At 34.1% G+C, this 22,120-nt stretch carries 24 protein-coding genes; 12 read left to right on the top strand and 12 right to left on the bottom strand.

The features are described 5' to 3' along the window. Nucleotides 1–6: 6 nt before the first annotated feature. Both Q0787_RS05885 and Q0787_RS05880 read left to right on the top strand, forming a co-directional pair. On the top strand, nt 7–1,701 hold the full coding sequence (locus tag Q0787_RS05885; protein ID WP_298901304.1) for a M1 family aminopeptidase: 1,695 nt from the start codon (nt 7–9) through the stop codon (nt 1,699–1,701). 73 nt (nt 1,702–1,774) lie between these two features. Further along, entirely contained in the window at nt 1,775–3,547 is a 1,773-nt protein-coding gene (locus Q0787_RS05880; protein ID WP_298901303.1) for a DNA mismatch repair protein MutS, read from the top strand. Between the two features lie 103 nt (nt 3,548–3,650). On the opposite strand, the gene rpmA is transcribed toward Q0787_RS05880, so the two are convergent. From rpmA to Q0787_RS05865, 3 genes are all read right to left on the bottom strand, one after another. Continuing rightward, nucleotides 3,651–3,911 carry a 50S ribosomal protein L27 gene (gene rpmA, locus Q0787_RS05875; protein ID WP_204344633.1) on the bottom strand — a complete coding sequence of 87 codons (261 nt, stop codon included), beginning with the start codon at nt 3,909–3,911 and terminating at the stop codon, nt 3,651–3,653. A gap of 40 nt (nt 3,912–3,951) precedes the next feature. Next, nucleotides 3,952–4,626, bottom strand: coding sequence for a 50S ribosomal protein L21 (gene rplU / locus Q0787_RS05870; protein ID WP_298901302.1), 675 nt, complete (start codon nt 4,624–4,626; stop codon nt 3,952–3,954). A gap of 77 nt (nt 4,627–4,703) precedes the next feature. Further along, entirely contained in the window at nt 4,704–5,159 is a 456-nt protein-coding gene (locus tag Q0787_RS05865; protein ID WP_298901300.1) for a DUF4199 family protein, read from the bottom strand. 216 nt (nt 5,160–5,375) lie between these two features. On the opposite strand from Q0787_RS05865, the gene Q0787_RS05860 reads away from it, so the two are divergent. Together Q0787_RS05860 and Q0787_RS05855 are read left to right on the top strand one after the other, a co-directional pair. Further along, the gene (locus Q0787_RS05860; protein ID WP_298901299.1) at nt 5,376–6,710 is read left to right on the top strand and encodes a pitrilysin family protein; all 1,335 of its coding nucleotides are present in this window, start codon (nt 5,376–5,378) and stop codon (nt 6,708–6,710) included. A gap of 14 nt (nt 6,711–6,724) precedes the next feature. After that, nucleotides 6,725–8,794 carry an insulinase family protein gene (locus tag Q0787_RS05855; RefSeq protein WP_298901298.1) on the top strand — a complete coding sequence of 690 codons (2,070 nt, stop codon included), beginning with the start codon at nt 6,725–6,727 and terminating at the stop codon, nt 8,792–8,794. A 51-nt stretch (nt 8,795–8,845) separates the two neighbouring features. Here Q0787_RS05855 and Q0787_RS05850 read toward each other — a convergent pair whose 3' ends face one another. Next, nucleotides 8,846–9,724: a DMT family transporter gene (locus Q0787_RS05850; protein ID WP_298901297.1), complete on the bottom strand. Its 879-nt coding sequence runs from the start codon at nt 9,722–9,724 to the stop codon at nt 8,846–8,848. Between the two features lie 93 nt (nt 9,725–9,817). Here Q0787_RS05850 and Q0787_RS05845 point away from each other — a divergent pair, with 93 nt between their 5' ends. Continuing rightward, entirely contained in the window at nt 9,818–10,330 is a 513-nt protein-coding gene (locus Q0787_RS05845) for a heavy metal-associated domain-containing protein (protein WP_298901296.1), read from the top strand. Nucleotides 10,331–10,379: 49 nt separating this feature from the next. Here Q0787_RS05845 and Q0787_RS05840 read toward each other — a convergent pair whose 3' ends face one another. Further along, complete coding sequence (locus Q0787_RS05840; RefSeq protein WP_298901295.1) at nt 10,380–10,886, bottom strand: hypothetical protein; 507 nt, start codon at nt 10,884–10,886, stop codon at nt 10,380–10,382. Nucleotides 10,887–10,897: 11 nt separating this feature from the next. Then, complete coding sequence (locus Q0787_RS05835) at nt 10,898–11,371, bottom strand: CYTH domain-containing protein (RefSeq protein ID WP_298901294.1); 474 nt, start codon at nt 11,369–11,371, stop codon at nt 10,898–10,900. A 32-nt stretch (nt 11,372–11,403) separates the two neighbouring features. Between Q0787_RS05835 and dinB the strand changes: the two genes are divergently transcribed. Together dinB and Q0787_RS05825 are read left to right on the top strand one after the other, a co-directional pair. Next, the gene (gene dinB, locus Q0787_RS05830; protein ID WP_298901534.1) at nt 11,404–12,513 is read left to right on the top strand and encodes a DNA polymerase IV; all 1,110 of its coding nucleotides are present in this window, start codon (nt 11,404–11,406) and stop codon (nt 12,511–12,513) included. Between the two features lie 79 nt (nt 12,514–12,592). Further along, nucleotides 12,593–13,585 carry a hypothetical protein gene (locus Q0787_RS05825; protein ID WP_298901293.1) on the top strand — a complete coding sequence of 331 codons (993 nt, stop codon included), beginning with the start codon at nt 12,593–12,595 and terminating at the stop codon, nt 13,583–13,585. Nucleotides 13,586–13,603: 18 nt separating this feature from the next. On the opposite strand, the gene Q0787_RS05820 is transcribed toward Q0787_RS05825, so the two are convergent. The 6 genes from Q0787_RS05820 to Q0787_RS05795 all read right to left on the bottom strand — a co-directional run bounded on the left by Q0787_RS05820 (nt 13,604) and on the right by Q0787_RS05795 (nt 18,295). Next, nucleotides 13,604–13,840 (bottom strand): hypothetical protein, encoded by a 237-nt coding sequence (locus Q0787_RS05820; protein ID WP_298901292.1) that lies wholly within the window; start codon nt 13,838–13,840, stop codon nt 13,604–13,606. 150 nt (nt 13,841–13,990) lie between these two features. Continuing rightward, nucleotides 13,991–15,433 carry a pyruvate kinase gene (gene pyk / locus Q0787_RS05815; RefSeq protein ID WP_298901291.1) on the bottom strand — a complete coding sequence of 481 codons (1,443 nt, stop codon included), beginning with the start codon at nt 15,431–15,433 and terminating at the stop codon, nt 13,991–13,993. Beyond that, nucleotides 15,433–15,915: an IPExxxVDY family protein gene (locus Q0787_RS05810; protein WP_298901290.1), complete on the bottom strand. Its 483-nt coding sequence runs from the start codon at nt 15,913–15,915 to the stop codon at nt 15,433–15,435. Before Q0787_RS05810 ends, pyk begins: the two co-directional genes overlap by 1 nt. A 132-nt stretch (nt 15,916–16,047) precedes the next feature. Beyond that, nucleotides 16,048–16,791, bottom strand: coding sequence for a ribonuclease III (gene rnc, locus Q0787_RS05805; protein WP_298901289.1), 744 nt, complete (start codon nt 16,789–16,791; stop codon nt 16,048–16,050). 7 nt (nt 16,792–16,798) lie between these two features. Continuing rightward, a complete protein-coding gene (gene fabF, locus Q0787_RS05800; protein WP_298901288.1) occupies nt 16,799–18,049 on the bottom strand; it encodes a beta-ketoacyl-ACP synthase II in 1,251 nt (416 codons plus the stop codon). A 12-nt stretch (nt 18,050–18,061) separates the two neighbouring features. Further along, a complete protein-coding gene (locus tag Q0787_RS05795; RefSeq protein WP_013750595.1) occupies nt 18,062–18,295 on the bottom strand; it encodes an acyl carrier protein in 234 nt (77 codons plus the stop codon). 185 nt (nt 18,296–18,480) lie between these two features. Between Q0787_RS05795 and Q0787_RS05790 the strand changes: the two genes are divergently transcribed. The 5 genes from Q0787_RS05790 (at nt 18,481) to Q0787_RS05770 (ending at nt 22,067) form a co-directional block, all read left to right on the top strand. Beyond that, on the top strand, nt 18,481–19,050 hold the full coding sequence (locus Q0787_RS05790; protein WP_298901287.1) for a phosphoribosylglycinamide formyltransferase: 570 nt from the start codon (nt 18,481–18,483) through the stop codon (nt 19,048–19,050). Between the two features lie 2 nt (nt 19,051–19,052). Further along, complete coding sequence (locus tag Q0787_RS05785; protein WP_298901285.1) at nt 19,053–19,748, top strand: cyclase family protein; 696 nt, start codon at nt 19,053–19,055, stop codon at nt 19,746–19,748. Nucleotides 19,749–19,761: 13 nt separating this feature from the next. Continuing rightward, entirely contained in the window at nt 19,762–20,403 is a 642-nt protein-coding gene (locus tag Q0787_RS05780; protein ID WP_298901283.1) for a ribonuclease H family protein, read from the top strand. Between the two features lie 68 nt (nt 20,404–20,471). Continuing rightward, nucleotides 20,472–21,068 (top strand): START domain-containing protein, encoded by a 597-nt coding sequence (locus Q0787_RS05775; RefSeq protein ID WP_298901282.1) that lies wholly within the window; start codon nt 20,472–20,474, stop codon nt 21,066–21,068. A gap of 72 nt (nt 21,069–21,140) precedes the next feature. Then, nucleotides 21,141–22,067, top strand: a complete 927-nt coding sequence (locus tag Q0787_RS05770; RefSeq protein ID WP_298901281.1) for a PfkB family carbohydrate kinase — start codon at nt 21,141–21,143, stop codon at nt 22,065–22,067. Nucleotides 22,068–22,120: the final 53 nt, after the last annotated feature.

The raw sequence follows: 22,120 nt of genomic DNA, 5'->3' as shown, positions 1-22,120 counted from the left end.
CAAAAAATGAAACGACTAATCATCTTATTTGTTATCGCAATATTCTTCTATTCTTGTTCAAAAGATTCTGATAATACTATTGACTATACCATATCGCCAATAACTAAAAATGGTGAGGAACTTCTAAAAGTTAAAATGGCCTTTAAGGTTAAAAGTAACGAAACATCAACTTTGCTTTTTCAAGATACAGCTTGGGGACAAGACAGTTTACATAATGTTATAAGAGATATTAAAGTCCTTTCAGAACAAAGTAGTATCCATTCAAATAGAGATAGTGGATGGTATCAAATAACCCATCCTAAAGACATAAAACACGTTGAGCTAGAATACACTATAAAGCAAGATAGCGAAGGTGAATTAACCACATGGGATACGTATAGACCAATCATTCAATCTGACTATTTCCACCTGTTTTCCCACAATTTCCTAATGCTTCCTAAAGCCATCATAGACGCCTCAAACAACAACTTTAATGTTGTTATTAAATGGGAAAATTTTCCAGAAGATTATGCCATTGTAAATAGCTTTGGAAGTAATGAACGTGTTCAACACATAGAACATATTTCAGAAGAAAAATTCCATACCGCAATTTTCACTGGAGGTGACTTTCGAATCTATGATATAAATATAAAAGGTAATAATGTCGCTTTTGCTATTAGAGGAGATTGGAAGGTTTTTCAAGACTCAACAATGGTAAATATTTTGAAAAAAACGATTGTTAAACAGCGTGATTTCTGGCAAGATCATACCCAAGACTATTTTGCTGTTACCTTAATCCCAACAATTCAAGAAAGAGGAAGTAGTTTTCAAGGCTCCGGACTAACCAATTCATTTGCCACTAATGCATCTAACAATGAGTACCTAGAAACGCAAGGCCTAGTCTATTTATTTAATCACGAATTACAACATAACTGGACAGGACATATTATTAAAAATGATAATGAAGAAGAACAATACTGGTTTAGTGAAGGGTTTACAGATTATTACACTATTAAAAATATTGCAAAAGGGAACATATTTAATCTAGACGAAAGCTATTTCATAAATGAGTTTAACAACTTTATTAAATCACTTTATACGTCTCCTGTTAAAGACGTTCCAAATAGTGAAATGACTTACGAAAATTTCTGGAGTGGTAAAGAAGGAATGCAAAAGTTACCCTATCGTCGCGGCGCTATTCTAGCCTTTTATTTAGATCAAAAAATAAAGCAAGACAGTAAAGGTAAATATTGTTTAGATAACGTTTTATTAGATTTTAAAAATGATGCCCTTAAAAACAAACAGAAAATCACACACGCCTATTTCATTCAAACCGTAAACAACTATGTCAACGACGATTTTAAACCTTTTTTTGACGCACATATTGAAAACGGACAACTCTATAATTTAGAACACATATTCAAGAGTTTTGGTTTTGAATATACTCCAACGTCAGAAGTCTTTGATCTAGGTTTTATCTTTTCTGAAGACAAGAAAAGTATTGTTTCAATAGACGAAAATTCTGCAGCATATAAGGTTGGATTGCGCGCTGGAGACCGAATAATTAGCAGAAGCTATTACCTTGATTCTATTGAGCACGAAGCCGAATTTACTGTTGTAAGAAACGGAAACGAAATAGCATTCGCTTATTTACCTGTGCGTAATGCTAAAATCCCTCTATTAAAAAATAACCAACATAATAAAAACCTTTTAAACCTATAAAAGCCTAATTATTCGTTCAAAAACTCAAGTATAATCATGGGTTTTTTTGTTTCTTTATACCTCAAATTAAAATATGAGCAATCCCATATCATTCTATAAATCTGAGTTATCAAAGAACCAAAATGAAGTAACGTCTTTACAGAAACGTATACTATTACTTAGTACTTTACGTCTTATTACCTTTCTTCTTACAGCAAGCGCCATTTATATCGCATTTCCAAACTGGCAAATGGCCACAGCTTTTGGAGTTATTGGATTAACAGTTTTTATCGTCTTCCTTTCGAGGTATACCGATACAAAAGCAAAACGCAAACTTCATAAGGCACTTGTACATATTAATGAAGAAGAATTAAAAATTGCTTCGGGAGCGTATTACCATAGAGATCCAGGTGTACAATTTCAAGATCCAAAACACTATTACAGTTTAGATATTGACCTCTTTGGGAAAGGTTCTTTTTTTCAATATATAAATAGAACCATTTCAACTGAAGGGAAAACCCAATTGGCCAATGCATTAAAGGCCAACAATACCAATGCTATCAAACAACGCCAAGAAGCTATTAAAGAATTATCTCATAAAACCGAATGGACTCAACTTTATGCTGCGACAGCAAGTTTAATAACAACCGAAACACCAGCACCAACCATTATCAAATGGTTAAAAAATCACAAGAGTTATATTCCAAAACATATGAAATGGGTGCCTTGGGCTTTCGCCATAGTTTCTATAACATTGTTGGTTTTAGCCATTTTCGAGATTCTTAATATAGGTGTTTTCGGTTACTGGATTTTCGCAGGTTTAGGGCTAACAGGTATCTATTTAAAAAGCATCAATACATTAGCTTCTAATTCAGATAAAACAAAGGATACGTTTAAGCAATACGCATCGCTTTTAAATCAAATTGAAAATGAAAATTTTAGTTCAACATTTCTTCAGGAAAAACAAAAGAAAATTCAATCTGAAGGCAAGAAAGCATCAACCATTTTTTCTGAATTCTCAAAACATTTAGACGCATTAGACAATAGAAATAATCTCATTTCTGCCCTCTTCGGAAATGGTTATCTTTTATCTGATATTAAAAATGCATTTAAAGTTGAACAATGGATTTCTAATTATGCACATAAGGTTGAAGATTGGTTTGAAGTAGTTTCGTTTTTTGATGCTTATAACAGCTTAGGCATTTATGCCTTTAACCATCAAGACTATACCTATCCTGAAATCTCAATAGATCATTCTGTAATTCAGGCAGAAAATTTAGGCCATCCGTTATTAGATAAAACAAAACGTGTTACGAGTAATGTTGCTATTAAAAATCAAGAGTTTTTTATAGTTACTGGGGCAAATATGGCTGGCAAAAGCACCTTTTTAAGAACCATCTCCTTACACATTGTTATGGCTAATACAGGCTTACCTGTTTGTGCAACTTCTAGTACCTACGCACCAGTAAAGCTCATTACAAGTATGCGTACCAGTGATTCTTTAACAGATGATAGTAGTTATTTCTTTTCAGAATTAACACGTTTAAAATTTATTGTTGATGAAATTGAAAAAGAACCTCACTTTATTATTCTTGACGAAATTTTAAAAGGCACTAATAGTACAGACAAAGCTATAGGTTCGCGAAAATTTGTGGAGAAATTAGTGGCAGGCAGTGCAACAGGTATTATTGCAACACACGATTTGAGTCTTTGTGACATTTCAGAAGAACTCAACGAAGTTAAAAACTATTATTTTGATGCCGAAATCGTCAATGATGAACTCTATTTTGATTACAAACTAAAAACAGGTGTTTGTCAAAATATGAATGCTAGCTTTCTTTTAAAGAAAATGGAAATTGTAGATTAATTTTTACTAGACCTTAGAAATTAGTACTTACTACAACAAACCTTATAAACAAAAAACCCATTCTCAATGAGAATGGGTTTTATATTATTGGGTAAAATTCAGTTTAAGCTTCAAACGGCTCAATAGAAACAAAAGATTTACCATCTTTCTTCTTTGTGAATTTTACAACACCATCAACTTTAGCATGTAAAGTGTGGTCTTTTCCTCCATACACATTTTCACCTGGGTGATGTGTATTACCTCTTTGTCTTACGATAATGTTTCCTGCAATTGCAGCTTGTCCACCAAATATCTTAACACCTAAGCGTTTCGATTCTGATTCTCTACCGTTTTTAGAACTACCTACTCCTTTTTTATGAGCCATTGTCTTAAGGTTTTATATTGTTATACTTAAGTGGAATGCCTTAGGCTTTACCACCATCTAATTCATCTTGCCATTTCTTCAATTCATCCCACTTCCCATCAGCAGCTAATTTAGCTTGCTCTGGCCAAGTATCTGTCACGTGGTTTCCACGAACATCTGCAATGATTTCAGAAATTTTTGCTGGTTTTGCTTTTGCTAAATCAGCAAAAGTTACAATTCCTGCTTCAACTAAAGTTGATGCAATCTTTGGTCCAATACCTTCGATTTTCTTTAAATCGTCTGCCTTTCCAGTTGCTTTTTTAGGAGCAGCTTTTTTAGCTTCTGCCTTTGGAGCAGTAGCCTTTTTTGGTTCGGCTTCTTTAGTTTCTTTCTTCGGAGCAGCTTTCTTAGCTGGCTTAGCTCCTGAAGAAACGATAGATTCGATTACGATTTCAGATAAAGATTGTCTGTGTCCATTTTTTACACGGTAACCTTTTCTTCTTTTCTTTTTGAAAACTATCACTTTATCACCTTTAAGGTGCTTTAAGACTTTAGCACTTACTTGTGCTCCGTCTATAGCTGGGGCGCCTAAAGTTACATTGTTACCATCTCCAATTAAAAGAACGTTATCGAAAGAAACTTTCTTACCTTCTTCTGTTGCTAAACGGTTAACAAAAACTTTTTGGTCTTTTTCAACTTTAAATTGATGCCCTGCTATCTCTACAATTGCGTACATAGCGTAACGTTTTTATTAATTAATTTGTTCAAAAAATGAGTGCAAATATACGCCTAAATTATTAATCTACAAACGTTTTAAGGATTTTGAGGGATATTATAACTTTTTTTGAAGACTTGCATAAACGCAAGAGATAAAACAACCGTAGAAGCTAAACCTTCAATAAGAATAATAAAAACAAGGATTCCTGCTCCTGTTCCATAGCTTGTAAACCACTCACCTAATATTTTTTCGGTAAATGCTGGGTCGAGATGAAACATATAAACAGACATAAAAGCTGTAAATAAAAACGTGGCCATAAATCCTGTTATTAAGGCTGTTTTTATGCCATTGATATAAGAGAAATTACCGCCAGACCTCAGCTTGTAGTTTTTTATTGCAAAATAAATTCCCGCACACATAACTACTCCATTGAGTAGACGTAACCAAGGGTTTTCATGCAAGTCAAACAATTTTAATATTAGAAAATAAGCGATTAAACTTATGGTAATAAACAGTCCGTATTTTAATGCAACCGAAAATGAAGTATTCATAACTGTCTGGTTTTTAAATCGAAAGATTACTAAAGTTCGTGAAAAATTTGATCAAAATTGCCATTTTTAAGATTTTTTTAGTCCTAAAACCTCGAAAAAAGCGATGCTATTCGCTATTTTTGTGAGAAATATGTAACATTTTATAAAAATGGTACACTTATGACACATGTTGAAAAATTTAAAACAAACTCACAATTAATTTAAAACGAACTCACAATGAAAAAATGCCTATTATTTTTAGCTTCTTTGATGCTTGTTGGCTTTTCTGCCAACGCTCAAAAAGTTGAATTTGAAGAATTTGACTTAGATAATGGACTTCACGTTATCTTACATCAAGACAATACTGCTCCTGTGGTTACGATTGGTGTAATGTATGATGTTGGAGGAAAAGATTTAGGAGGAAAGCCTGAAGCACCTCGTACAGGATTTGCTCACTTTTTTGAACACCTACTATTTGAAGGAACAAAAAATATCGACAGAGGAGAATGGTTTACAATCGTTTCTTCTAATGGAGGAAGCAATAATGCAAACACCTCACTTGATAGAACATATTATTATGAAGTATTCCCTTCAAACAATTTAGAATTAGGACTTTGGATGGAATCAGAACGTATGTTACATCCTGTAATTGACCAAGTTGGTGTAGATACGCAAAATGAAGTTGTAAAAGAGGAAAAACGTTTACGTTATGATAACTCTCCTTATGGACAGTTTTTATTTGCTGTTAGCGAAAACCTATTTAAAGTACACCCATATAAAAACAAGAACATTGGTGAAATGGCCGATTTGGACGCTTCTACCTTAGAGGAGTTTCAAAACTATTTCAAAAAATGGTATGGGCCTAATAATGCAGCATTAGTTGTTGCTGGTGATATAGATTCTGACGAAGCTAAAAAATTAATCAAAAAATACTTCAAAGATATTCCAAGAGGAACAGACCCAGTTAGAGCATTCCCTAAAGAAGAACCAATTACAGAAACAATTGAAGCAAAGTTCTATGACCCAAATATTCAAATTCCTGGTATCATCGCAGCTTACAGAACACCTGGTTTTAAAAGCAGAGATGCTTATGTATTGAGCATGGTTTCTGCATATTTGAGTGATGGAAAAACCTCAAAATTATATAAGAAAATAGTAGACGAGAAAAAAATGGCGCTTCAAGTTGGTGCTATCAACATTGACCAAATGGATTACAGCATCTATGCTGTATATGGACTTCCACTTGGAGACACATCTCTAGACACTTTACTTACTGAAATAGACGAGGAAATAGCAAAAATGCAAAACGAATTGATTTCTGAAAAAGACTTCCAAAAACTTCAGAATAAATTTGAAAACAGATTTGTAAATTCTAATTCTAGTATTCAAGGTATTGCCAATTCTCTAGTAAGATATTACATGCTATATGACGACATCAATCTTATCAACAACCAAATTGATATTTATAGATCAATTACGAGACAAGAAATTCAAGATGTTGTAAAAAAATACTTGAACCCTAACCAACGTGTTGAGTTAGAATACTTACCAAAAGAGAAAACTGACAACTAAAAAATAAGATGAAAATGAAATTTAAAATATCAATATTTATAGTCGCATTTTTAATGTCTGTTGGTGTATTTGCACAAGTTGACAGATCTAAAATGCCAGAGCCAGGACCTGCTCCAAAAATTTCTTTGGACAAACCTGAAGAATTCAAATTAAAAAATGGACTAACAGTTTTAGTTGTTGAAAACCATAAATTACCTCGAGTTTCTTATTCTTTAACCATAGATAATAAACCAATGACTGTTGGAGATAAAGCAGGTGTTGAAAGTTTAATTGGCGCCATGATGGGGAATGGGACAACTAACATCTCTAAAGATGAATTTAACGAAGAAGTTGATTTCTTAGGAGCAAGTATTAATTTTGGTTTTAGTGGTGCTTTTGCAAGGTCATTATCTAAGTATTCTGATCGAATTTTAGAATTAATGGCAGATGCAGCTATCAATCCATTATTAACCGAAGAAGAGTTCGAAAAAGAGAAGGAAAAACTTATCGAAGGATTAAAAACTAGTGAAAAAAGTGTTGATGCCGTTGCAAATCGTGTTGGTGGTGCACTTTCTTATGGTAAAAAACACCCTTATGGAGAGTTTACTACAAAAGAAACAGCGGGTAATGTTACTTTTGGTGATGTTGCGTCATTCTATGAACAGTACTTTAATCCAAATAACGCCTATCTAGTTGTTGTTGGTGATGTTGATTACGACACTGTAAAAAAACAAATTACTGAGCACTTCGGAAAGTGGAAAAAATCAGTAGACATTGCTTATAATGTTCCTGAAGAAGCGCCTAATGCCCAATACACACAAATCAACTTTGTTGATATGCCAAACGCTGTACAATCTAATATTTCATTAACAAACAATGTTGATTTAGAAATGAAGGATGACGATTATCATTCAACACTAATCGCAAATAAAATTTTAGGTGGTGGATTTAACAGTTACCTCAACATGAATCTTCGTGAAGAACATGGTTATACTTATGGTGCACGTTCTAGTGTTGGTGTGGACGAGTACGCATCTCGTTTTACAGCAGGTGCTGCAGTTAGAAATATGGTAACAGATAGTGCTGTTGTACAAACTTTAAAAGAGATTAATCGTATAAAAACCGAACCTGTAGCTCAAGATGCTCTTAAAAACGCAAAGGCTAAATATGTTGGTGACTTTGTATTGGCTCTAGAAAATCCACAAACCATTGCACGTTATGCTTTAAACATTAAATTGAATGATCTTCCTGAAGATTTCTATACAACATACTTGCAAAAAATAAACGCTGTTACTGCAGATGATGTAAACCGTGTAGCTAACAAATATTTTAAAACTGAAAATGCTCGTTTTATCGTTGTTGGAAAAGGAAGTGAAGTTTTAGAAAACCTTGAAAAAACAGGAATTCCTATTAAATATTATGACGCTTATGCCAATGCCGTTGATAAACCAAACTACGATGTTGAGATGCCTGAAGGCATGAATGCTAATACTGTTTTAGCTAATTACATTGAAGCTATTGGTGGTAAAGAAAAGGTTGGTAGAATCACATCTGTAGTCTTAAAATATGAAGCAACTGCAATGGGAGCAACTGTTTTAGTTGAAGAAAAAAGAACTGCCGATAAATTTGCGACAGTAACGTCTATGAATGGAGCTCCTATGATGTCTGTAGTTGCAAAAGACACTGAAATGTACATGAAGCAAGGCGGACAAAAAATACCAATGCCTCAAGCCATGTTAGATGATTTAAAGCCATCTATAGGTGTATTCCCTGAGCTAGGATTTATGGCTTCAGGAAAAGCAAAACTTTCTGGTATTGAAAAAGTAAATGGAAAAGATGCTTATAAAGTAGAAATCCCTGGAAGTTCTGTTTCAATCACATCGTTTTATGATGTAGAATCTGGACTGAAAGTTAAAGAGGTTTCTGTCATCAATTTCCAAGGACAAACACAAAATCAAGAAGCTGAATTTTCAAACTACAAAGAAGTTGAAGGTATCAAATTCCCTCACACAAAACGTGGAGCTTTAGGTCCACAAGTAGTTGAGTCTACTCTCGTTGAAGCAATTCTAAATACAGGAGTTACAGATGCAGATTTTGAAGATTAAATCTTAGATACTAATTGAAAAAACTCGAAGTCCCATAGGCTTCGGGTTTTTTTATGCCTTTTTTTTATTTGCCAAATAAACACCAAGTAAGATAATAGTACTTGCAATAATTTGCATTATACCAAACGATTCACCATCTAATAATCCCCAAATCAAAGCAACAACTGGCATCAAATAGGTTACCGAAGAGGCGAAAACAGGTGTGGAAATCTGAACCAATGTATTAAACAATACTTTTGCCAAAGCCGTTCCAAAGAGAGATAAAATCACGACATATATCATTGCCGATTTAAAATGCACATTACTATAAGTCTCTTCCGAAAAGAAATCTGTAAAGAGTAAAATAATAATAGCTGGTATAATGATAGCCACATAATTACCAGTGGCAATACTCAATGGTTTTACGTTTTGTAAATATTTTTTAATAATATTCACATTAAGGGCGTACATCACAGTTGAGGCAATTACAAACCCTGCATACAAATAATTTTGATTGGGGTTTAAGTCTGCTCCTTTTAAAATCAAAATGCTGGTACCTATAAAACCAATAATCACGCCTAGCAATTGCCGCTTTGTAAACCCTATCTTAAAGATTGCAAAGCCCAATAAAATGGCATTTAAAGGCACCAAGGAATTTAAAACAGATGTTATAGCACTATCTATTTCGGTTTCAGCAATAGCAAATAAAAACGCTGGAATAAATGAACCTAAAAGTCCTGAGATCACAACCCATTTCCATTCAGATTTTTTAATAGACTTAATACTTTTCAGCCCTACAGCAAACAAAAAGACACCAGTAATAATTGTGCGCAAAGCACCTAATTGAAAAGGTGTTAATCCTAAGAGAGATTTTTTAATTAAAATAAATGAACTTCCCCATATTAACGATAAAATCAGTAGATACAGCCATTTAATGTTAGTGTTTTGCATAGGTTTTCTTAACTAATTCACAAAATTCGTTAATTTTCATGCAAGGAACATCAATATTTATTAAGTTTGTTCGAAATACTATTAAATTTAACTATGAAAACATTAAGAAATATTTTAGCTATCGCATTCATTTCGGCATCAATGATTGCTTGTAAGAGTGAAACGACTCCAGAAGTAAAAACGGTAGAATCTAAAACAGAGATTAATACGAATGCGGCAAAGAAGTTAGATCCAAACGCAACATATGCTAAGGCAGAATTCGGTATTGAAGGAATGACTTGTGCTATGGGTTGCGCAAAAACGATTGAAAAGAAAATAGCAAAGATGGATGGTGTTAAATCTGCGAAAGTAGATTTTGACAAAAAATTGGCTATGGTTGAATATGACGAAGCTATGGTAACTCCTAATACTTTAGAAGAAGCTGTTGCCAGAGCAGGAGGAACTTATAAAGTAAAAGACATGAAAACTGTTGATACGTTCTCTTCTGAAAAAAAGCACGAATGTACTGCAGCAGAAAAAGCCGCTTGTGCTAATAAAAGTGCTAAAGAAAAAATGGCATGTGCAGATGACTGCAAAAAAGGATGTTGTGCAGAAAAGAAAGCATAATTAAACTTATAACATACTTAAAAACCCACTCAATAGAGTGGGTTTTTTGTTATCGTAAAGGGAAACCTTTTGCCGCCCACCAAGGATGAATTTCTATCTCTAAACGACCCGCTTTTACCATAGGATCTGCATTTGCCAAACTATCTGCCATAGTTTGAGTTGGTACATTATAAATAGTAATCCCTCTTATATCTCCATTATCTCCAAACGGACCAGAAATATCAGCATAACCCATATCATACATTTTGCCCAAATGTGCTAAGTGTAATTTTTGTAGGCTATCCGTTTCTCCTTTAGATTGCGATCTATTTTTACCACGTTTTAAGAAGGCGATAAAATATTGTTGCATGACAATAGTATCTTTTGTTTTTTCATCTATATAATCAAAGGTTTGATATCCTTTAGCTTGTAGTTCTTCTTTGAGAGTTTTGATAGATTTCTTTTTACTTACGACGTCTTCTGTAATGTTCTCAGTATCTACTTCAGCCTGTACTGTTTTGTCATTGCAAGACATTAACATTAATGCAACAGCAAAAAATAAAATTCTTGTATTCATAATATTCTAATTTATGATGCCCAATTTTTAAATGGTTTTTTACTTAATTGAGAGTTATAATAACGCGGGTCTCCAGTGACTTCTTTTCCCAGCCATTCAGGCTTTTCAAATGCTTCTTCCTTGTTGTTTAACTCAACCTCTGCAACGATCAGCCCCTCATTATCGCCATGAAATTCATCAACTTCAAAAACATGCTTACCTACAATAATTTCGAATCTTATCTTACTAATTACGCTGTGTTCACAAAGTTTTAATAGTGCTTCAGCATCGGTTCTAGAAATATCTTTTTCCCATTCAAAACGTGATAAGCCGTCACTACTAGACTTACCCTTTACCGTTAAAACCCCTTTGTCATCTTTAAGCCTAACCCTAACCGTACGCTCTGGATGCGTATTTAAAAACCCCTGAACAATATGAGTTTGTTTATCTGCTTGATTTTTAAAGACGTCTGAGCTTACTAAAAATTTACGTTCTATCTCTATCATGAAAAAAGACATTTAATGTCTAAATTTACATGATGTCAAACGATTTACCAATACGAAAGATTATTCATGTTGATATGGACGCCTTTTATGCTTCTGTTGCTCAAATGGACAACCCTGAGTTAAAAGGTAAACCCATTGCCGTTGGAGGAGGCGGTAAGAGAGGTGTAATTAGTGCTGCAAGTTATGAAGCACGTAAGTTTGGTGTTAAAAGTGCCATGTCTGGTAGATTAGCAATTAAACTTTGTCCAGAACTCATTTTTGTTCGAACCGATTTTGCTCGCTATAACGAAATTTCTCAAAAAGTGCGTCAGGTTTTTTATGATTATACAGATTTGGTAGAACCTTTATCTCTTGATGAAGCATATCTAGATGTTACTGAAAATAAAAAAGGTAATCCCAGTGCCTCATTAATTGCACAGGAGATTAGAACACGTATTTATAATGAAGTAGGATTAACAGCTTCGGCAGGTATTTCTATTAATAAATTTATAGCCAAAGTAGCGAGCGATTATAATAAACCTAACGGTCAAAAAACTGTTAATCCCGAAGAAGTGCTTCAGTTTTTAGAAGATCTTGATATTCGTAAATTTTATGGTGTTGGTAAAGTTACGGCGGAGAAAATGTATCAAAAAGGCATTTTTACTGGTAAGGATTTAAAATCGAAATCGTTAGAATACCTCAATGAAAATTTCGGAAAATCTGGTCAGTACTACTATTATGTTGTTCGTGGGATTCATCACAGTGAAGTAAAGCCAAATCGTATTAGAAAATCGCTGGCAGCAGAGCGTACTTTTAATGAGAATTTATCTTCTGAAATTTTTATGCTCGAAAAACTGAATCATATAGCAGAAGAAGTAGCCAAACGTCTCGACAAAAGTAATGTTGCTGGAAAAACGGTAACCCTTAAAATAAAATACAGCGACTTTACACTTCAAACTCGAAGCAAAACTTTACCTTATTTTATAAGTGATAAAAGCATCATTTTGGAAACCGCAAAAGATTTGCTCTATCAAGATAAATTGAAAAACTCCGTAAGATTACTTGGTATTTCTTTATCCAATTTAAATACAGAAACGTCAAAAACAAAAGTGTCTAAGGTAAAAGAAAAGCCTGTTAGTGTTCAATTAAAGTTTGATTTTTAGTACCTATAAATGCTAAATAGTGTTAATATCTGGGTATTAGATAAGATAGTTTTTAAATTGTAAAGTAAAATCAATCCACATGAAATCAACACTAACATTAGCGCTTTGCGTGTTGTTATTTAATTGCAATACCAAACCAGAACAGCCTGAAGTAATTTCCTCTGAAAAAGAAGACGCCTTTGATATAGCATATAAAGAAGGTGCTGTGACACCCTTTGCTCCAGAGATTTTTTCTCAGTTTATCAACGTACGTGATTTCACAGTTAATTCCGAAGAAGATGAGGCTTATTTCACCTTGTTAAGTCCGGCTAGGGAACTCTCGGTTATTATGTATATTCAGAAAGAAGATGCTATTTGGAGTAGTCCTAAAATAGCAGATTTTTCTGGTAGATATACCGATCTCGAACCCTTTTTATCGCCCGACGGCTTAAGACTTTATTTTGCCTCTAACAGACCTGTGTCAAAAGATAGTACTAATGTTAAGGATTTTGACATTTGGTATGTTGAGCGTGATAAAGTTGATGCCAAATGGTCGCAACCAATTAATGCAGGAACTCCAGTAAATTCCTCTTTTGATGAGTTTTATCCATCTGTTGCCTCGAATAAAAATCTCTATTTCACTGCGATTAAAGAAAATATGAATGGGCAAGACGACATTTTTATGAGCACATGGAATGGCACTACCTACGAAACACCAGTTGCTCTAAGTGCTGGTGTAAATACTGAAGGCGCCGAATTTAATGCCTTTGTTGCTCCAGATGAGTCTTTTATTTTATTTAGTGGCTGGCGCAGACCAGATGGTATTGGTAGTGGAGATTTGTATATAAGTAAACGTGTAAATGGTGAATGGCAAACGGCTACGAACCTTGGTGAAACAATTAATTCTAAACAAACTGACTATTGCCCTTTTGTAAACCTAGAAACTGAAACATTGTATTTTACAAGTAGAAGAACTCATGTTGAAAAAAAGGATTCTGGATATACAGATACAGATGAACTTTTAAAACAAATCAACAGATACGATAATGGTGCCAGTAGAATTTATAAGGCTAGCTATAGCGATATACATTGAAAATAAATAAAATTAACACTACTTAGACACATCATCTATTTGTCGATGGGTATATTTATACGGAGACTCTTGTATGCTTCGAACTAGTTGAAGGATATAAGGTTTCCCTCGATTAATAAGGTTTTGAATTTCCTCAGGATTAAGTGAAATTTTAATGTCATAAATACCAATACTTCCGCAAACAACGGTCAATATATAAGACTTAGAGTTTGTTCGCTCTAAAGTATAAGACCACTCCTCTTTGAAAACAATCATTGAATAAAAACGTTAGTTGCGTTAGCGATTGCAACGGCATCCTTTTTACATCAGTTCGAATGATGCGACCCAAAATGGGGAAGCATTGTATTGAGAACTGATGTAAAAAGATATAGTGAAAAGCGCGACCCTTGTGGTAACGCCCAAAATTTAAAAACTACAACTTGCAATCTCGGTTACTCTCAATGTATTTACCATTCCTTTATCTTGAATTGGCATAGCCGCTAAACTGATAAGCATGTCACCCACTTCAAGATAGCCTTTTTTACAGGCAATAGCATTAACGTCTTCTATGGTTTCATCTGTACTTACAAATTTGTCATAAAAGAATGCTTCCACGCCCCAAAGTAAGCTAAGTTGTGTTAAGATACGTTTGTTAGAAGTAAATACTAAAATATGTGCTTTTGGTCTCCAAGCTGAAATTTGAAACGCTGTATATCCACTATTGGTTAACGTAGAAATGGCTTTAGCACTAATCTCATTGGCCATATGTGCGGCATGATAACAAATAGACTTCGTGATATAACGTTTTGTTTTTATGTGCGGTGGTGATTGAGGTACCTGAATTAAATCGGAATCTTCCACGCTTCTAATGATTCCAGCCATTTGCTTGATTACTTGTACAGGGTAATTTCCAACCGATGTTTCTCCAGATAGCATTACGGCATCTGCGCCATCCATAACAGAATTAGCGACATCATTAACCTCAGCACGCGTTGGCGTAAGGCTTGTAATCATTGTTTCCATCATCTGAGTAGCAATAATTACAGGAATTCTAGCGCGCTTAGCACGTAACACCAGTTTTTTCTGAATAAGTGGGACTTCCTCTGCAGGTATCTCTACACCTAAATCACCTCTGGCTACCATCAACCCATCACAATAGGCCACAATTTTATCAATATTTTCTACTGCTTCAGGTTTTTCAATCTTTGCTATGATAGGAATTTTGTGATCGCTATGTGCTTTGATAAGCTCTTCTAGTTGCATCAAATCTTCGGCATGTCGCACAAAAGATAAGGCCATCCAATCTACTTTTAATCCGCAAGCAAAAATGGCATCTTTCACATCTTTCTCGGTTAAAGCTGGTTGTGAAATATTTGTATTTGGAAGGTTAACTCCTTTTTTAGAACGTAATGGACCACCTTGAATTACTTTTGCTTTGACCTCAGATTTTTTATCGGTTGACACGACTTCAAAAATCAACTTTCCATCATCTAAAAGAATGCGCTCTCCTGGTTTGGCATCTTGTGGAAACTTATCATAAGTCATGTAAACCCGTTCTTTAGTCCCTTCAAAACGTTCTCCTGTAGCAAAGATAATTTCGTCTCCTTCATTAACAATAACCTCTCCTTTCATAACACCTACTCTAAGTTTTGGTCCTTGAAGATCAGCCAAAATTGCGGCATTAAAACCAAATTCTTCATTAAGGTCTCTTATCATCTTTACACGTTCCTCAACATCTTTATAATCGGCATGTGAAAAATTGATACGGAACACATTAGCACCTTCTTCAAGCATTTGTTTAAGTGTATCCTTAGTACTTGTGGCAGGACCTAATGTGGCTACTATTTTGGTTTTCTTTGTTCTTAACATTAGTCAAAAATTAAGTGGTCTTTAGATTTTATTTGGTCGACATCCACACTATATGCTGTAATCACTTGTGGTATCGTTTGAATTTTATTCAGAATATGTTTTTCATTAAAGTGTCTATGTTCATTAGAAACTTTAATAAGATAATCTACCGTTTTTAATTCTGGCAGAAGGTTAAATGTTCTTGTTACGGTTGTTGAATTTTCAAACAACGAACCAGAACTTTGAAGCGCTGCTTCTTCCTTTTTACAAATATTTGAAACGAGATTCCAAACCGTATCAAACTTTTTGTTTTCCCATTCATAAATAGAAAAAGCTGCATCAAAATAATTGTAGTCCAAATCTTGTGGCTTGCGTTCTAAATTAAGCTCTAAGTGTTTATTAAGAAGGTAAGCCAATCGATAATCTTCTAATCTACAATGAATAGCTAGAAGCGAAAAAGAAGCATCATAAAAATCGTCTACGAGTAACTTGTGAAATGCCATAATTAATCAACTACAAGTTGTAAATATAACACATAAAAGCTATACATATGTGAAGTTTTGGTTAATCTTGCGTCAGGTATCACAACGAAAACGTTGTAGTTAGGAAGTTTTAAAATTGAATCTATTTTTTATTTAAAAGGCTCGGCTTATTTCTTTTTGAAATGCGAAAAATGCACGCTTGGAAGCCTTTTCTTCTGCCTTCTTTTTTGATGTAGCTCGTGCCTTAGCGATAACTTTTTCATCTATAGATAGCTTAACAGAAAAATGTTTTAGGTCGTCGTTTCCAGTATCCTCATACACATTATAATCGAAAGTTTTCTTTTCCTTTTGACACCATTCGATGAGCAAACTTTTATAACTTATCACACGACCTTCGAGTGTTTCAATATCAACATGAGGTTTGATCACACGCTTATAGATGAATTTTTCGCAATATTTATATCCTTTATCGAGATATATGGCGCCAACCAGGGCTTCAAAAAGGTTACCATGAATATTGTTGCCAAAATTTGATTTAGGAATTTTACTTTCTACCAAATCAATTAAATTGAGTTCTTTTCCAAGTTCATTAAGATGCTCTCTACTTACAATTTTAGAGCGCATTTTAGTTAAATAACCTTCATCTCCATGAGGTACTTCTTCAAATAGATACGATGCAATAACAGCACCAAGCATAGCATCTCCAACAAACTCTAAACGTTCATAATTAATTGCGTTTCCATCATTGTCCTTGATATTCATTGAACGATGTGTGAAGGCTTTTACATACAAGGATTTTTTCTTGACTTTATAACCTAGAATAGCGTTAAGTAGTAAAAAAAAATTCCCGTCCTTATGGAAACGGGAATTTTTTAGTATGTTACGAATGAAGCTCATTCGGGATTTAGTCTATTTTTTTGAATAATACACAAGCGTTGTGACCGCCAAATCCAAAGGTATTACTCATAGCAACTTTAATATCTCTTTTCTGAGCTTTATTGAGTGTTAAGTTTAATTCTGAATCTATGTTTTCGTCAACCGTTTCGTGGTTGATTGTTGGAGGAATTATTCCATGCTCGATAGCCATTATAGAAGCGATAGCTTCAATAGCACCAGCAGCACCCAACAAATGTCCTGTCATAGATTTAGTAGAATTTATATTAATATTCTTAGCGTGGCCGCCAAATACTTCAGATATAGCTTTTAATTCGGCAACATCTCCTAAAGGTGTTGATGTTCCGTGTGTATTAATATGATCTACATCTTCGGGATTTAAACCAGCATTTTGTAAACAATTTCTCATAACCGCTACAACACCTATACCATCTGGATGTGGTGCTGTCATATGGTAAGCGTCAGATGATAATCCGCCACCTACAACTTCAGCATAGATTTTAGCGCCTCTAGCTTTCGCATGGTCATACTCTTCTAAAACAATAGCTCCTGCTCCTTCACCTAACACAAAACCATCTCGGTTTGCGTCAAATGGTCTAGAAGCCGATTCTGGATTATCATTTCGAGTAGACATAGCGTGCATAGCATTAAAACCTCCCATACCAGCAATGGTAACTGCAGCTTCACTTCCACCAGTAATTACAACATCACAATGACCTAAACGTATATTGTTTAAAGCATCAATCATTGAATTCGCAGAAGAAGCACAAGCAGAAACCGTTGTGTAATTAGGACCCATAAAACCATATTTTATAGATATGTTTCCTGGTGCAATATCAGCAATCATTTTTGGAATAAAGAATGGGTTAAAACGAGGAGTACCGTCACCAGCAGCATAGTTTAACACTTCTTGTTGAAATGTTTCTAAACCACCAATACCTGCTCCCCAAATTACACCTACTCTTAGTTTGTTCAACGCGTCTAAATCTAGTTTCGAGTCTGCAATTGCTTCATCTGAAGCTACCATTGCATACTGCGAAAATTTATCCATTCGCTTTGCTAATTTTCTATCAATAAAGTCAGTAACTTCAAAGTTTTTTACTTCACAAGCGAATTGTGTTTTGAACTTTTCAGCATCAAAATGTGTTATAGGCGCGGCACCACTTTTTCCACTAACAAGGGCATTCCAATATTCATCTTTGGTATTGCCTATTGGTGTAAGTGCTCCTAAACCGGTAACTACTACTCGCTTTAATTCCATAAAATAAAGTTCTTATTTTGCTTCTTCTATATAAGATACAGCTTGACCAACTGTTGCGATATTTTCAGCTTGATCGTCTGGGATTTGGATATCGAATTCTTTTTCGAACTCCATGATTAACTCAACAGTGTCTAATGAATCTGCTCCTAAATCGTTAGTGAAGCTTGCTTCAGTTACAACTTCGTTTTCATCAACTCCTAATTTGTCTACGATAATCGCTTTTACTCTTGATGCAATGTCTGACATAATTTTTTAATTTTAAGTTTTAATTAGGTCGCAAAAATAAAAAAACTTTATTTCAATACACACCTTTACATTAAAAATGTGTCTGTAATTTACTAAAATTACTTTGAAGAATTTATCTTTTACGGTCTAATTGTTAATTATTATTCTTTTTTTTGTTTTGAATAACACTAACTGTTTGTCTGTAAATGAAACGTATTGTAATCTTTGCGTCCGGAGGTGGCACTAATGCTGAAAATTTAATTAAGTTTTTTCACAACAGAGAAAATGCTTCTGTCATTCAGGTACTCACTAACAATCCTCATGCCAAAGTTTTGGATCGTGCTAAAAAATTGAAAATAAGTGCATTATCATTCAATAGAGTCGCTTTAACCAGAACTAATGATGTACTTAATATATTGAAATCTTCTCAACCAGATCTCATTATATTGGCTGGTTTTCTTTGGAAATTCCCAGAGCATATACTACGAGAATTCCCCAATAAAGTGATTAATATTCATCCTGCTTTGTTACCAAAATATGGAGGAAAAGGAATGTACGGAATGCATGTTCATGAAGCTGTAGTTGCCAATAAAGAAAAAGAAACTGGCATCACTATTCACTATGTTAATGAGCATTATGACGAAGGCGCTATCATTTTTCAAGCAAAATGTGACGTTAATACGTCAGATTCTGCTCTCGATGTGGCTAAAAAAATCCATGAATTAGAAATGATTCACTTCCCAAAAGTCGTTGAAAAGTTATTAATTCCAGAATAGTAATGACTGAAATTATAGATTTAAGCCAAGAGATTTATGAAGGCATGCCTGTTTATAAAGATTTACCTCAAGTAAAAATGTCTATTCATAATACACATGAAGAGTGGGATAGAGAGCACAACACCTCTACAAAGACGCCCGCTGTACATAAGTTAGAACTTGGTGAGCATACAGGTACTCATGTAGATGCTATAAATCATATGGCTAAACAATATGCCGGACAGTCCATTGACAAGATGCCTTTATCTATGTTCTATACTGAAGGTATATGCATAGACCTATCTTATAAAAACTTGGGAGAACTCATTGAAATTGAAGACATTCAAAATGCCTGCAAAAAAGAAAATTTAACCATTTTAGAAAATGATACTGTTTTAATTTACACAGATCACTATAGAAAAACCTATGGTACAAAAGATTGGAGTAATGGTCCAGGGCTAAGCACTAGCGCTACTAGATGGCTGGGTCAAAAGAACATTGCTGCGTTTGGAGTTGAAACAATGTCTCCTGGAGTTTCGGGAGTTTCTAATAAAGAGGTTCATCACATTTGCGGAGAACTTGGGTTCACGCATTATGAAAACATGATAAATCTTTATCAATTAATTGGTAGGCCAAGATTTAGATTTATTGCCTTACCGCTTAAAATTAGAGGTGGTACGGGATCACCCGTTAGAGCTGTTGCTGTTTTTGAAAATTAGTTATTAAATTAAAATGTCAAAAAAGAAAAAAAAATATTATACCGTTTGGAAAGGGCATCATACTGGTGTTTTTGAATCTTGGGACGACTGCAAAGCTCAAATCAAAGACTTTCAAGGTGCACAATATAAATCGTTTAAAACGTTTGATGCCGCTAAAAAAGCATTAAAAGGTGATTATAAAGATTATATCGGAAAGCATAAAAAATTTACTAGTGAACTTTCTGAAACTCAACTCAAAAAAATTGGTAAACCCAATTATAAATCTATCTCTGTTGATGCAGCATCTTCTGGAAATCCAGGAAAAATGGAATACCGAGGCGTTGATACTAAAACAAAAAAGCAATTATTTATACAAGGTCCTTTTGAGCAAGGAACTAATAATATTGGCGAGTTTTTAGCTATTGTTCATGGCCTAGCTCTTTTAAAGAAAAAAAACAGCAATCTTCTTATTTACACCGATTCTAAAACAGCAATGAGCTGGGTTAGAAAAAAAACTTGTAACACAAAACTAGAGCGTAATGCAAAAAATAAAGCGCTATTTGAACTTGTTGATCGTGCCGTAAATTGGTTAAAAGAGAACACCTATACAACTACCATCGTAAAATGGGAAACTAAAGCATGGGGAGAAATTCCAGCAGATTTTGGTAGAAAATAACCTTAAATTTTAAAGACTTCTGTAATGCAATGCATTTTTTAACTACTAAGGTTGAAATTGATATTGCCATGAAAAAAAGCATAATAGCCTTTCTTTTCTGTCTTCCCACTTTGATGTTTTCTCAAAATGAATGGACATTAAAAAAAGATGATGATAACATAAAAATATATACGCGTGATGCCGCAAATTCAAATATAAAAGAATTCAAAGCAGTCACCACAATAGACACAGGGTCTAAACATATTTTGGATGAGCTTTTAACCGCTCCAGACTATTATGAAAACTGCGAACCAAATACGAGTTACTATGTAAAAAAACTCAACGAAAATCAGCACGTATTTTATGCACACAAAGATTTACCTTGGCCAATAAAAGATAGAGATATTATTACTTTACTTACCGTAAATAAAATTAATTCAAAAACGATAAAACTAACTTTAGAAAGTTTACCTGAAGAACTTCCAAAAAAAGACAAAACCATTCGTGTAAAGAAACTAATGGGACATTGGTTGCTAGAAGAAGTTGAAGGAAAAACTAAAGTGACGCAGCAGTTATTTTTAAATCCAGAAGGAAGTTTACCTTCATTTGTAGTAAACAGCTTACTTATTAAAGGGCCATATAAAACCTTTAAAGATTTACATAAAACAACTACGCATAGTAAATAAAACTATTACTAATAAAAATAATTGAGTTTGAAATTAATCGCTGTATATTTGCAGCAAATTTTAAAACGCTTTATGAGCAAATTAGTTATAGTTGGAACAGTAGCTTTTGATGCTATTGAAACACCTTTCGGTAAAACAGATAAAATTCTTGGTGGTGCTGCGACCTTTATTGGTTTAGCCGCGTCGCACTTTAACGTTGATGCAGCAGCTGTATCTGTAGTTGGGGGTGACTTTCCTCAAGATTATTTAGATTTATTGTCTAACAAAAACATCAATATAGATGGTGTTGAAATTGTTAAAGACGGAAAAACATTCTTTTGGAGTGGACGTTATCATAACGATATGAATTCTCGAGATACTTTGGCTACAGAACTTAACGTCCTAGCCGATTTCAATCCTGTAGTTCCAGATGCATATAAAGATTCAGAAGTTGTAATGTTAGGAAATTTGCACCCAATGGTACAAATGAGTGTTTTAGAACAAATGACATCAAAACCTAAATTGGTTATTTTAGATACCATGAATTTTTGGATGGATTGTGCTCTTGAAGACTTACACAACGTCATAAAGAAAATTGATGTCATAACCATTAACGATGAAGAAGCACGACAATTAACAGGAGAGTATTCTTTAGTTGTTGCAGCGCGTAAAATTCATGAGATGGGTCCAAAATATGTGGTTATTAAAAAAGGGGAACATGGTGCATTGTTATTTCACGATGATCATATGTTTTATGCACCTGCTTTACCATTAGAAGAGGTTTTCGATCCTACTGGAGCAGGAGACACATTTGCAGGTGGTTTTGCTGGTTATTTGGCAAAAACTGAAGATTACTCTTTTGAAAACATGAAAAATGCGGTGATTTACGGATCAACATTAGCCTCATTCTGTGTAGAGAAATTTGGAACCGAACGCATGGTTAATTTAGAAAATAGCGAAGTGCATAAACGCATGCAACAATTTAAACAACTCACGCAATTTAATATTGAATTATCATAAACCAACGCGCTCAAAATTGAGCGCGTTTTTTATTTAAAACTAAATCCAAAATT

This window comes from uncultured Psychroserpens sp. (genome assembly GCF_947492715.1).
Lineage (GTDB): Bacteria > Bacteroidota > Bacteroidia > Flavobacteriales > Flavobacteriaceae > Psychroserpens.
The sequence above is the reverse complement of the archived record's forward strand: the minus strand, read 5'-3'. Positions and strand labels throughout refer to the sequence as shown.

Excerpts from the sequence above, each read along its gene's own strand:
- Q0787_RS05770 (WP_298901281.1), top strand. The coding sequence starts at position 21,141 with ATGAGCAAATTAGTTATAGTTGGAACAGTAGCTTTTGATGCTATTGAA.
- Q0787_RS05820 (WP_298901292.1), bottom strand. The coding sequence starts at position 13,840 with ATGATTGTTTTCAAAGAGGAGTGGTCTTATACTTTAGAGCGAACAAAC.
- Q0787_RS05885 (WP_298901304.1), top strand. The coding sequence starts at position 7 with ATGAAACGACTAATCATCTTATTTGTTATCGCAATATTCTTCTATTCT.
- rpmA (WP_204344633.1), bottom strand. The coding sequence starts at position 3,911 with ATGGCTCATAAAAAAGGAGTAGGTAGTTCTAAAAACGGTAGAGAATCA.
- rplU (WP_298901302.1), bottom strand. The coding sequence starts at position 4,626 with ATGTACGCAATTGTAGAGATAGCAGGGCATCAATTTAAAGTTGAAAAA.
- Q0787_RS05810 (WP_298901290.1), bottom strand. The coding sequence starts at position 15,915 with ATGGCATTTCACAAGTTACTCGTAGACGATTTTTATGATGCTTCTTTT.
- Q0787_RS05835 (WP_298901294.1), bottom strand. The coding sequence starts at position 11,371 with ATGATAGAGATAGAACGTAAATTTTTAGTAAGCTCAGACGTCTTTAAA.
- Q0787_RS05855 (WP_298901298.1), top strand. The coding sequence starts at position 6,725 with ATGAAATTTAAAATATCAATATTTATAGTCGCATTTTTAATGTCTGTT.
- dinB (WP_298901534.1), top strand. The coding sequence starts at position 11,404 with ATGTCAAACGATTTACCAATACGAAAGATTATTCATGTTGATATGGAC.
- Q0787_RS05860 (WP_298901299.1), top strand. The coding sequence starts at position 5,376 with ATGAAAAAATGCCTATTATTTTTAGCTTCTTTGATGCTTGTTGGCTTT.
- Q0787_RS05790 (WP_298901287.1), top strand. The coding sequence starts at position 18,481 with ATGAAACGTATTGTAATCTTTGCGTCCGGAGGTGGCACTAATGCTGAA.
- Q0787_RS05795 (WP_013750595.1), bottom strand. The coding sequence starts at position 18,295 with ATGTCAGACATTGCATCAAGAGTAAAAGCGATTATCGTAGACAAATTA.
- Q0787_RS05775 (WP_298901282.1), top strand. The coding sequence starts at position 20,472 with ATGAAAAAAAGCATAATAGCCTTTCTTTTCTGTCTTCCCACTTTGATG.
- fabF (WP_298901288.1), bottom strand. The coding sequence starts at position 18,049 with ATGGAATTAAAGCGAGTAGTAGTTACCGGTTTAGGAGCACTTACACCA.
- Q0787_RS05865 (WP_298901300.1), bottom strand. The coding sequence starts at position 5,159 with ATGAATACTTCATTTTCGGTTGCATTAAAATACGGACTGTTTATTACC.
- Q0787_RS05840 (WP_298901295.1), bottom strand. The coding sequence starts at position 10,886 with ATGAATACAAGAATTTTATTTTTTGCTGTTGCATTAATGTTAATGTCT.
- Q0787_RS05785 (WP_298901285.1), top strand. The coding sequence starts at position 19,053 with ATGACTGAAATTATAGATTTAAGCCAAGAGATTTATGAAGGCATGCCT.
- rnc (WP_298901289.1), bottom strand. The coding sequence starts at position 16,791 with ATGAGCTTCATTCGTAACATACTAAAAAATTCCCGTTTCCATAAGGAC.
- Q0787_RS05825 (WP_298901293.1), top strand. The coding sequence starts at position 12,593 with ATGAAATCAACACTAACATTAGCGCTTTGCGTGTTGTTATTTAATTGC.
- Q0787_RS05880 (WP_298901303.1), top strand. The coding sequence starts at position 1,775 with ATGAGCAATCCCATATCATTCTATAAATCTGAGTTATCAAAGAACCAA.
- Q0787_RS05780 (WP_298901283.1), top strand. The coding sequence starts at position 19,762 with ATGTCAAAAAAGAAAAAAAAATATTATACCGTTTGGAAAGGGCATCAT.
- Q0787_RS05845 (WP_298901296.1), top strand. The coding sequence starts at position 9,818 with ATGAAAACATTAAGAAATATTTTAGCTATCGCATTCATTTCGGCATCA.
- pyk (WP_298901291.1), bottom strand. The coding sequence starts at position 15,433 with ATGTTAAGAACAAAGAAAACCAAAATAGTAGCCACATTAGGTCCTGCC.
- Q0787_RS05850 (WP_298901297.1), bottom strand. The coding sequence starts at position 9,724 with ATGCAAAACACTAACATTAAATGGCTGTATCTACTGATTTTATCGTTA.